General features: G+C 28.4%; 11 protein-coding genes. All 11 read right to left on the reverse strand.

The window, feature by feature from the left end:
* Positions 1–16: 16 nt before the first annotated feature.
* On the reverse strand, positions 17–271 hold the full coding sequence (minE, locus tag Q0V08_RS07715; RefSeq protein WP_023050345.1) for a cell division topological specificity factor MinE: 255 nt from the start codon (positions 269–271) through the stop codon (positions 17–19).
* Positions 272–284: 13 nt separating this feature from the next.
* On the reverse strand, positions 285–1,076 hold the full coding sequence (minD, locus tag Q0V08_RS07720; protein WP_297433631.1) for a septum site-determining protein MinD: 792 nt from the start codon (positions 1,074–1,076) through the stop codon (positions 285–287).
* 18 nt (positions 1,077–1,094) lie between these two features.
* The gene (locus Q0V08_RS07725; RefSeq protein ID WP_023050347.1) at positions 1,095–1,784 is read right to left on the reverse strand and encodes a septum site-determining protein MinC; all 690 of its coding nucleotides are present in this window, start codon (positions 1,782–1,784) and stop codon (positions 1,095–1,097) included.
* Between the two features lie 181 nt (positions 1,785–1,965).
* Positions 1,966–5,679: a glycoside hydrolase family 2 TIM barrel-domain containing protein gene (locus tag Q0V08_RS07730; protein WP_297433634.1), complete on the reverse strand. Its 3,714-nt coding sequence runs from the start codon at positions 5,677–5,679 to the stop codon at positions 1,966–1,968.
* Positions 5,680–5,813: 134 nt separating this feature from the next.
* Entirely contained in the window at positions 5,814–7,454 is a 1,641-nt protein-coding gene (locus Q0V08_RS07735) for a BCCT family transporter (protein ID WP_297433636.1), read from the reverse strand.
* Between the two features lie 122 nt (positions 7,455–7,576).
* On the reverse strand, positions 7,577–8,215 hold the full coding sequence (locus Q0V08_RS07740; protein WP_297433638.1) for a hypothetical protein: 639 nt from the start codon (positions 8,213–8,215) through the stop codon (positions 7,577–7,579).
* Between the two features lie 11 nt (positions 8,216–8,226).
* Positions 8,227–8,412 (reverse strand): DUF1858 domain-containing protein, encoded by a 186-nt coding sequence (locus tag Q0V08_RS07745; RefSeq protein ID WP_023050351.1) that lies wholly within the window; start codon positions 8,410–8,412, stop codon positions 8,227–8,229.
* On the reverse strand, positions 8,402–9,091 hold the full coding sequence (locus Q0V08_RS07750; protein ID WP_297433640.1) for a hypothetical protein: 690 nt from the start codon (positions 9,089–9,091) through the stop codon (positions 8,402–8,404). Before Q0V08_RS07750 ends, Q0V08_RS07745 begins: the two co-directional genes overlap by 11 nt.
* 131 nt (positions 9,092–9,222) lie before the next feature.
* A complete protein-coding gene (gene dhaM / locus Q0V08_RS07755) occupies positions 9,223–9,618 on the reverse strand; it encodes a dihydroxyacetone kinase phosphoryl donor subunit DhaM (protein ID WP_297433642.1) in 396 nt (131 codons plus the stop codon).
* Positions 9,619–9,626: 8 nt separating this feature from the next.
* Positions 9,627–10,235 (reverse strand): dihydroxyacetone kinase subunit DhaL, encoded by a 609-nt coding sequence (gene dhaL, locus Q0V08_RS07760; RefSeq protein ID WP_297433644.1) that lies wholly within the window; start codon positions 10,233–10,235, stop codon positions 9,627–9,629.
* Positions 10,236–10,243: 8 nt separating this feature from the next.
* Complete coding sequence (gene dhaK, locus Q0V08_RS07765; protein WP_297433646.1) at positions 10,244–11,236, reverse strand: dihydroxyacetone kinase subunit DhaK; 993 nt, start codon at positions 11,234–11,236, stop codon at positions 10,244–10,246.
* Positions 11,237–11,391: the final 155 nt, after the last annotated feature.

Consider the following 11,391-nt stretch of genomic DNA (forward strand, 5'->3'; position numbering starts at 1 on the left):
AAATAGCACCGTAGTACTATTTTTTTATTTTTATAGGTATATTTGCTATCAATGCTGTTTCTCTTCCCGTTTCCGCCTCTTGAGAAACTTCAATATTTAAAGAATCTCTATCTATATCCACATATTTAGATATTACTGCAATTATTTCATCTTTTAAAGTTTCAAGCATTTTGGGAGAAAGCATAGCTCTATCATGTATCAGTACTAACTTCAAACGGTCTTTAGCTACTGAACTAGATTTTTCTTTATTCAAAAAACTAAAAAATCCCATATTTCGCCTCCCCTTATTTTTTAAACATCTCTTTTATCTTATCAAAAAATCCAACTTTAGGATCTAAATCTAAAAACTCAACATTTTGTCCAAGTGTTCTTGAAGCTATATTTACATATGCTCTAGCTGCTAAAGACTCTCCTTTATAAACTAATGGCTCACCTTTATTTGTAGATATAACAATATTTTCATCATCTGGAACTATTCCAATAGGTTTAATTCCTAAAATATCTGTAACATCATCAACACTTAACATATTTCCATCTTTAACCATTTCAACTCTCAAACGATTTACTATTAGTTTTGGATTTCTGATTTCATTTGCTTCTAATAATCCAATAATACGATCTGCATCTCTAACTGCAGAAATTTCTGGTGTTGTTACAACATAAGCTTCCTCTGCTGCTGCGATAGCATTTTTAAATCCCTGCTCTATTCCTGCTGGACAATCAACTAATACAAAATCATATTCAGCTTTTAATATTTCAATTAATTCTTTCATCTGTTCCGGAGTTACAGCATTTTTATCTCTTGATTGAGCTGCTGGCAATAGATGTAAATTATCATTTCTTTTATCTTTTATTATAGCTTGTTTTGGTTTACAAACCCCTTCTATAACGTCGATTAAATCATAAACTATTCTATTTTCTAATCCCATAACAACATCTAAATTTCTTAAACCTATATCTGTATCAATTAATAGTGTCTTTTGATTTTGCATAGCTAGTGCTGCCCCTAAGTTAGCACTACTCGTCGTTTTACCTACTCCACCTTTTCCTGAAGTAATTACTATAACTTTTCCCATAATTCCTCCTATTTCCCTTTATATTTTTACCATATGCTCTAAAGTTGCTTTATTGAATTTTTCAATAAAAATATTTCCATCTTTTAAATAAGCTACTTCAAAATCTAAGGTTTTTTTGACTTTATTGACATCTAATACATTTGTACTTGGATTTTTCGCTATAACTTGCCCTATTTTAATTTGAATAGGATTTAAAGAAAAAGCTCCAACAAATGCTTCTGATCCATCATCTTCTCCTGCATAAACCGTTCCATTTAAATACCCTAATACAACAACGTTTCCTTTAGATTTAATTACTGCACCTGGATTTACATCTCCTAATACAACTACATTTCCATCAAATTCTAAATTATGTCCAGAACGCAAGGTTCCTTTATGAAACTTTGTACATCCTTCATCTGTTACATCTTTTATATTACTAAATGGAAGTTGCCCTCCTGGTAATTGCGAAAAAGTAGATTTTTCAGAAAAAATGAAAGCTATCTTTATATTTGTCTCTCTATTTATTACTCCGATTAAAATATTTTCCTCTATTTCTGTTAGTTTTCTATTAGTAAATTCAATGGCTATTTTTGCATCTCCTATGAATGCTTCAGCCTGTTTAATCTTTTCAGAAAATTTATCTTTTAAAGAGCTAAAATCGATGTTACTATCTAATTGCACAACTAACCTGTCCTTTTTTCCCTTTAGAATTACACAGTCATTCATATTTGTACGCTCCTAATTTCATTTTTTACATATTACCAAATTATAGCACTTTTATGTTCAAACTTCAATCATTTTATAACTATATAGTTTTTTTTTATTGGATAATTTTTTATATTTTTTCTAAAAAAAAGAGTTATGAAAATTCTCCATAACTCTTTTTCTAATTAATTATTTTAACATTTTATTTTACAAATTTTGCATCTCCATATGTTCCATGATCATATTTTGTTACACCATCTGAATTTAATATTTGTAACTTAAGTTCTTTAACTCCGTTTAAATCAATATCAATAAATTTAGCTCTATCAGAACTTTTCATAATACCGCTATTAAAAACTTCTTTTCCATCAGCAAAAACTTTAAATTCAGCCGTTCCTCTATAACCTAAAACTTCCCTATCCAATCCTACATAACTTTGGAATTTTTTAAATCCTTTTCCTTCAATATTAATAGTTATGTCATTATCTGATAATCCATTTATACCCTTATCAAATTTTACAACCTCTCCATTTTCAAGTCTTAAAGTCAATGGATTTTTAGCAATAGTTCTATCTTTAGCAGTCATTTTATTTGAATTTTTTACTCCTAAATCAGATAGATAAACTACGTTATCTGCAACTTGTTCAATTGCTCTTCTTGCTTCAAAATAATTTTTAGAATCTATAGCTAAGTTATTATCTCTTTTTTCAAATGAGTCTATATTTTTATTTTTTCCTGCTATTTTAAATGTGTATCTTTGGACTTCTCCTGATTTTAATTGATATTGATCATGTGGTCTAGCTCCCCACGAATTATCTCCACCAACTCCCATTTGTTTCCCAATTATTCTTAAAACTACATTTTTACTCTTATCTAATTCAAAAGGATGTCTTTTTCCACTTGAAAGTTCCTCTGGAGTATAATAAAGTGCATTAAACTCTAAAGTTTCTCTCTCTGGAACAGATGTAACTAATAACCCCTCTCCATTCTCATTAGCAATTTCAACCCATCTAATATCACTTCTATTTCCTGTTTCAGATGGATTTATATATGGAATAAAGAAATTCTCTACATTTTCTTCATAAATTCCAACATCATATCCTGTTTTTCTATCAATATAATTCTCTTCTGGTCCTCTTCCATACCACTTAACTCTATTATTTTTAGGATTTAATTCTGTTATCATACTAAATTCAGGTATTTCTGGTAAAGTTTTTGGAGAATACAATGACGAATCTACTAAAATTTCACCATTTCCATCAATAAGATATGTTACATAAAGTTTCGACGTCTCTTTTGTAGGAATATCTATTTCTAAATCTACTTTAATAACTTTATTTTCTATATTCTCAACTTTATAATTTACAACTTTACTATTTTTACCAGCATATCTCCATGTATCAAGTCTTTTCATCGCTCCATTTCCTCTGTCATTATCATTTGGAGCTCTCCAGAAATTAAACTCAAGTGGAGTTTCTATAAGATTTTTTCCGTTGCTTTCAAAAGATTTTATTCCACCTTTTTTTAAATCAATCTCCGCTTTAAAATTTTCACCTAAAATATCTAAAACACTGTTATTTTCTTTATATTTTAATTCTTTAACATTCTTTAACTCTATTTTTTCACTAATATTTTTATCTTTTAGTTGAAATTGTTCACTTGCAACGACATAACCTTTTGGTGCCCAACTTTTATCATTTTTTAATGCAAAATTTATATTTATGAAATATTCTTTTTTAGAATCTAATTTTATATCTTTTAATGGGATATCTACATCTTTTTTAGCCCCAGGTAATAAATCTACTTCAAATTTTCCACTTTTTATAACTTTTCCGTTCTCGATAACTTCCCAATTCCCGTTATAATCTTTCAAATTAGTAAACATATATTTATTTTCTAAAGATATTTTTCCTTTAGATAAATCAGAATTTTTTATACCTATATTTTGGAATACTTTTTTTACTTCTATAAGCTCTGGTTGAACTGTTCTATCTGCAAATATCAATCCATTGGCTGAGAAGTTTTTATCTGTAAACTCTTCATCTCCCCAATCTCCTCCATATGCAAAATATTTTTCTCCTGTTTTAGGGTCAATTGTTTCTATAGCTTGATCTACCCAATCCCAAATATATCCACCATGGAATATCTCATCACTTTCCATAACATCCCAATAATCTTGAAGATTTCCAATACTATTTCCCATTCCATGAGCAAATTCACATTGTAAATATGGTTTTGTATTATCTTCATAAACCAAATATGCCTTCATCTCTTCTATTGATCTATACATTCTACTATATGTATCAGTTATATCTCTTTGTGGCTCATAATGAGTAAGTCTTGTTGGATCTTTTTCTTTTAAATATTTTGCAGCTAATTCAAAGTTTTTTCCTGTTGATGATTCATTTCCTATTGACCACATAATTATTGATGGTTCATTTTTACTACGCTCAACCATAGCTTCTTGTCTATCTATAACTGCTGGTGTCCACTCTACTCTATCTTGAGGAATCTCATCAAGTCTTCCATGAGTTTCTAAATTAGCTTCATCCATAACATAAAGTCCATACTCATCACATAAATCATACCATTTAGGATCATTTGGATAATGTGAAGATCTCACTGTATTAATATTATTTTGTTTCATAAGTTCAATATCTTTACGCATTACATCTTCACTTACAACTCTACCTTTATCTCCTGTAAATTCGTGTCTATTAACTCCCCTTAACATCAATTTCTTTCCATTTACCATTATTTTGTTATCTTTTATTTCAACTTTTCTAAATCCTATTCTATTACTTACAGTTTCAATTATTTCACCTTTAGAATTCTTTAGAGCTAAAACTAATGTGTATAAATTTGGTTCCTCTGAACTCCATTTTTTAGGATTTATAAATTTTTCATTAAAACTTATAATCTGCTTTAAATCATCCCCTGTAACTTCAACAACTTTTTCAAAGTTTTTAATTTCTTTTTTCTTATCATCATAAACTTTTCCAATAACTGTATATTTTCCTGGAATAAACCCAGATTTTGTAGATACATCTACCTTCACATTTAAATCTGCATTTTCATAATTTTTATCTAAATCTGTTACAACTGTATAATCCCTTATATATGTTTTTGGAGTTGAATATAAGAAAACATCTCTAAAAATACCACTTAATTTAATCATATCTTGAGATTCTAACCAACTACCATCACTCCATCTATAAACTTTAACTGCAATCTCATTGCTTCCCTCTTTTAAAAACTTTGTTATATCAAAATCATGTCCCGTAAAAGAATCTTCACTATATCCTACATATTCTCCATTTACATATAAATAATATGCTGATTCAACACCTTGAAAAGAGATGTAAACCTCTCTTCCATCCCACTTTTTATCAATATTAAACTCTCTTTTATAATAACCAATTGGATTATAATCTTTAGGTGTATCTGGATGATTTATAGGTGTTTTTTGATATTCCCAAGGATACGCTGTATCATTATATCTAATTTGATCATATCCATGCAATTGCCAACTCGATGGAACTGGTATAGTTTTCCAATCATTTGTATTATAGGAAGTTTTATAAAAATCTTTTAAATCTTGATCTGGGTGATCTACCAATTTAAACTTCCAATCTCCGTTTAAACTTTTAAAGTTTTTAGAATTTTTAAAATCAGCATAATTCGGATTATTTAATGCTTCTTCAATAGTATTAAAAGATATTTTAGTTACGTGTGCTTTTTCTCTATTATCTCCAAATATTTCCGGATTATTTGTCCAAAACGGATTTGTTTTAGAGTAACTCCCTGGATTTATGCCCTCATGACCTTTTGCATGATTAGAACCATCTAAATTATCCGAATAGCATAATGTTGTTAATACTGAACTTAATAATAGCATCATCTTTACTGTATTCATTTTTGTAAACCCCCTCAAAATTTTAGTCCCCACTTTATTACCCTATAAATGAGCCTTTGTAAAGAGTATAAAAATAAAAATATGAAACTAATTTCACCTAGGTAAAATTAGTTTCATATTTTTTCATTTTAATATTATTTTTCTTTACAAATCCTTAAATCTTTTACTGTATCCGATAAATACCCTATCTCTTCTAAAGACATTTTTTTTATTTCATTTTTTAATTTTATACGTTTTTTTATAAAGCTATCTCTTTTAAGAGAATAAAAAAGTGAAAAAATCATTATAGGGAACAATATTAATAACGGAAATGCTATTATTATAGAAGCTGTTTTTAACATTTCTAAACCTCCCGCTGATATAAGTGCAATTGCTAAAAGAGATTGAAAAATTCCCCAAATCAATTTTTTATATCCAGGTGGATTTAAATCACCGTCTGAACTCATCATTCCTAAAACATATGTAGCTGAATCAGCAGACGTTATAAAAAATGAAGCTAATAAAACAATTGCTACTCCACTCATTAAATCTCCAAAAGGATACTTTCCAAAAACAAGAAATAATGCTGTTTCTGTATGCTCAATAGCTATTTTTGCAAACTCTTTTCCTAAAGAAATACCTAAAGTTCCAAATGCTGAAAACCAGATAAATGACACTAGAGATGGAATAACAACAACTCCGATTATAAACTCTCTGATTGTCCGTCCTTTAGATATTCTAGCTATAAAAGTCCCTACAAAAGGAGTCCAAGCTACCCAATTAGACCAATAAAATATCGTCCATGACGATAGCCATGTTTTATCTCCAAAACTATTTGTTCTTAAGCTTATTTTTAAAAAGTTATTTAAATAATTACCTAAACTTTCTGAGAATACATTAAAAATTCCAATTGTTGGCCCGAATACAATGACAATAAGAAGTAATGAAAAAGATATAAAAACGTTTAAATTTGATAAAGTTTTTATTCCTTTATCTAGGGATCCTAATGCTGAATACACAAAAACAACTGTTACAACACAAATTATTATAATTTGACTAATCATATTGTTTGGAATATTAAAAAGATAATTAAGTCCGCTATTAATTTGAAGTGCTCCTAGACCTAAAGTTGTCGCTACTCCAGTTATTGTTGCCAAAATTGCTACTACATCTATTATTGTTTTAATCTGTTTTTCATATTTTTTCCCTTTTAAAATTGGTGAAAATAAAGAGCTAATCAATCCCTTTTCACCTTTTCTAAACTGAAAATATGCCATTCCTAAAGCTAAAAAACTATATATTGCCCAAGGATGTATTCCCCAGTGGAAAAAAGATGTATTAAATGCAAAATCTATTGCTGCTTTAGAACCACTCTCTATTTCGCCTATTGGGTTTACAAAATGAGTCATCGGTTCTGCTACTCCAAAGAATACTAGCCCTACTCCCATTCCAGCTGAAAAAAGCATTGAAAACCAAGATATATTTGAATACTCTGGTTTTGAATCATCTTTTCCTAATCGAATATCTCCGTAACTACTACAACAAAGATATAAGCATACCAATGCTATTAACAATACTATTATTAAATATAAAAATCCAAAATTTGTTATTATGGAACTTAATAATACTTTTGTTATCTTTTCAAACTGAGATTTATTTAACCCAATAATTGATAAAATTGTAAAAATGATAAAAAATGAAATGTAAAAAATTGGATTCTCTTTTAATAAAAAATTTTTGAAAGTTTTTGTTTTTTCGATATCTAATCCTATATTTTCTCCTTTGTTCACACTCATGTAAAACCTCCCTTTTTTTAAATAATGTATATATTGTAACATGATTTATAGTTTCAGTCAAATTAGTGACATTTGTAAAAATAGCGAAGTTATTAACTTCGCTACTTTTAAATACTTATTTTTTAATTCTTCTTTAGTATTTTATACTCTCCTAAAGGCTCCTCTAAATACTCAAAATTACTATTTAATTCCTTTATGAAATTTTTTATCCAAATGTTTCTTAAATTATAAAAAATACTTACATCTACACCCTCTTTACTCCAAATCTCTTCATGTACACAAATTCTTTTTTTCCAATTTACAAGATTTTCTTCAGATACAGATATTATATTTACTCTATCACAAGGCATTCCATCTAAAATATAGTTATTTATACTATTATATATATCCGAAGCACTGTTATATTCTCTTTCAACTTTCGCCTCTCTTGCTGCTAAAACACCTTGTTCTTGAAAAATTTTCTCCAATTTTACTTTAGCATCAAAATCATTTTGTAAAACAATTTTTATCCACGCGGCTAATCTGCCCTCAGATGAATGAATTCTATTTTGTAACCATCCGTGTATATTTTCTAAATCAATAATCTCTTCTAATTTTTTATTTTCAAGTTTTTTTCCATATCTATTTTCAATTTCATTTCTAATATTTTTAACATCTATTCCCTCTTCTAAAGCTAAAGTAATAACACACTCTTCTATATTTTCAAACCATAATATTTTATTAAAAAGCCAATAGTGTATTTTTCCTAAAAATAAACTCATTTTACACCTCTCTATTTTTTATTTAATTTTTCTAAAACTTCATTTATATTCAATCCATGAATCTCACATGCCTGCTCTAAAGTCTCCATTTGTGCTGACGGACAACCTATACATCCCATTCCATATCCCATTAAAATTTCTACTGCCATTGGATTTATCTCAATTATATCCGCTATTATAGTATCCTTAGTTATCATTTTTTTCCTCCTTTGAATTTTTTTCTTTTATAATATCATTTCTAAACTTATCTATTGTTATTCTATCTATAAAATGACCTAATTTTTCTCCCATCTGAGCATTCTCATTGTAATATTCTAATATAATTTTTACTATATGATATGCTTCTTCTTCAGAAATATTTTTAATTAAAATATCTGCATTTCTAGGATTAAAACCAGCACTTCCTCCCACTGTTATAAAAAATTTACCATCCATATCTACAAGAACACCAATATCCTTAGAATAAGCACTTGTGCATGCATTTCTACAACCAACTACTGCTATTTTTGTTCTACAAGGAAGCTCCATTCCATGAAAGCTATTACTAATTTTCATACCTAAGCCTATAGTAGGATATTTTGATCTTTTACAAAAATTTGCAGGACAAATCTCTACATTTTTTACAGAATTTTGGGTTTTTACAGCTGGTTCCATTCCTAAATCATTCCAAATATTACATAAATCTTCTTCTTTTAAATTTGTTATTAAAATTCTTTGACCAGATGTAATTTTTAAAACACCTTTATATTTTTTAGCAACTTCTGCTATTTTTATTAATGTATCTGGTGTCACAAATCCTCCAGGAATATGAGGTGTTATTCCATATGTTTTTTTACCATTCTTAATCTTTTGTAAATTTCCTCCAAAATTTCCCACAAAATCCTCTCCTTTCTCTTTTGAATATATGATATATCTTTTTAGGTAATTTTTCTGTAACATAAGTTACATTTTTTATTTTTTTATATAAAAACAAGCTATTAAAATATAACTTTAATAGCTTGTACTTTCTATATCTTACTTAAAAACTTTAATTCTTTTAATTCATCTTCCAATTCTTTTAAAGTTAATTTATCATCATTTATTGCCATTCCCATCAATACTCCTTCAACTAAAGGAGCATCCATTATTTTTATTTTTTCTTTATTATAATCCTCATCTAAAAATTCCATTGCCAACTCTGCATTTAATATTGAACTTCCTAAATCACCAAAAATAGCAACTCCACCTTTTATATATGCTTTTTTTATAGCTTCTGCTATGATCAAAGGATTTGAGCCTAGATAATCCTCGTCTGTTCCACTTCCATTTACTACAGGAAAGTTATACTTTTTCATCTCATTACACAGTTCAATAACTTCATCAGCTAAACGTTTACTGTGAGAAACAACTACAAAACCTAACATCTTATCACCTACTTTAAATTTTCACAGATTGTATCAATAATTAAATATGAGGACATTGCCCCTGGATCTATATGACCAATACTTCTTGCTCCTAGGTAGCTTGCTCTTCCTTTTGTTGCTAACATATTTACAGTTGATTCCATTCCTTCTTTTGCCGTTATTTGAATTTTTTTCAACAATGTATCTAAAGAATCCTCTCTATTAGTTTTTAATACCTCAACTACAGGAACTATTGTATCTAGCATTGTTTTCTCGCCACACTGAGCCTTTCCTCTCATTTTTATTCCTTCTACCATCGCTTCAGCTGCTTTTGTTATATTATTCCTATCTAATGTATCAATTCCTTTTAAATTTTGAGCTACTTTCATTAATCCAGTTCCATATATTGCTCCTGAGGCTCCACCTACATTAGATATTAGTATCATTGCTATTTTATTGAAGCAATCTGAGTAATTAAGAGTTTTTAACATTTCACTCTCATCTTTAATTTTTTGAAAACCTCTAGATAAATTTACACCATGATCACTATCACCAATCTCTCTATCTAATTCACTTAAGTAATCTTTATTTTCATATATTCTATCTGCTATTTTATCTATTAAAGTTATTAATTCCATCTGTCCTCCTAGAATGTTTTTAATGCTATAGTATCAGATTTAGCATTTAATAATTTTTCAATTTCATCATTAAGTTTTAATACTGTAATTGAAAATCCTCCCATATCTAAAGATGTCATATAATTTCCTACTAAAGTTTTTTCTATAGTAATATTTTTTTCTTTTAAAATATCTGCAACTCTATTGTTAACTATAAATAATTCTATTAAAGTCGTTTCTCCTAATCCATTTATTAAAACTCCTACTTTCTCATTCTCTATTTTAGACTCTTTCAATATTTTTTCTAAAAGATGATCTACATGTGTATTTGCATCTACAAATTTTTCTCTATGAGTTCCTGGCTCTCCATGTATTCCTAATCCAATTTCAACTTCATCTTCAGATAAATCAAAACTATTTTTTTCAGTAGTAAATACCATACATGATTTTAAAGACATTCCCATTGTTTTTATATTTTCTACAACAACTTTTCCAAGTTTTTCAAGACTTTCCAAAGAATATCCCGCCTCTGCTGCTGCTCCTAAAATTTTATGTACAAATATAGTTCCTGCAATTCCTCTTCTTCCAACTGTGTAAGTACTATTTTCTACTGCTATATCATCGTCAACAATTACCTTTCCTACCTTTATTCCTTCCATCTCTGCCATTTCTGCAGCCATCTCAAAATTCATTACATCTCCACTATAATTTTTAATTATAAGAAGAACTCCTGCACCTGAATCAACCGCTTTTATTGCTTCATAGACTTTATCAGCACTAGGAGAAGTAAATATTTCTCCAGCTACTGCCGCATCTAACATCCCATACCCTACAAATCCTGCATGAGCTGGTTCATGACCACTTCCTCCTCCACTAATTAAAGCCACCTTTTCACTCTTCTTTTTTTTCCTCACAATAATTGGTAAATCTTTTACACTTTCAATACTATTTGGAAATGCTTTTATCATTCCATTAATCATCTCTTTTACGATATTCTCTTTTTTATTGATAAGTTTTTTCATAAATCTCCTCCTATTTTGAGTTATTTCAATATCTCTATATACTTTAATTTTTCTTTTTTGTCAAATACAATAAAAACTATAAAATTCTTTGTAGGATTTTTATCAACTCTTCAGTAGAAAGTAACATAAGCTAATTAAGCTAAGGGAGGAATAAA

Source organism: uncultured Cetobacterium sp. (genome assembly GCF_947038635.1).
Lineage (GTDB): Bacteria > Fusobacteriota > Fusobacteriia > Fusobacteriales > Fusobacteriaceae > Cetobacterium_A.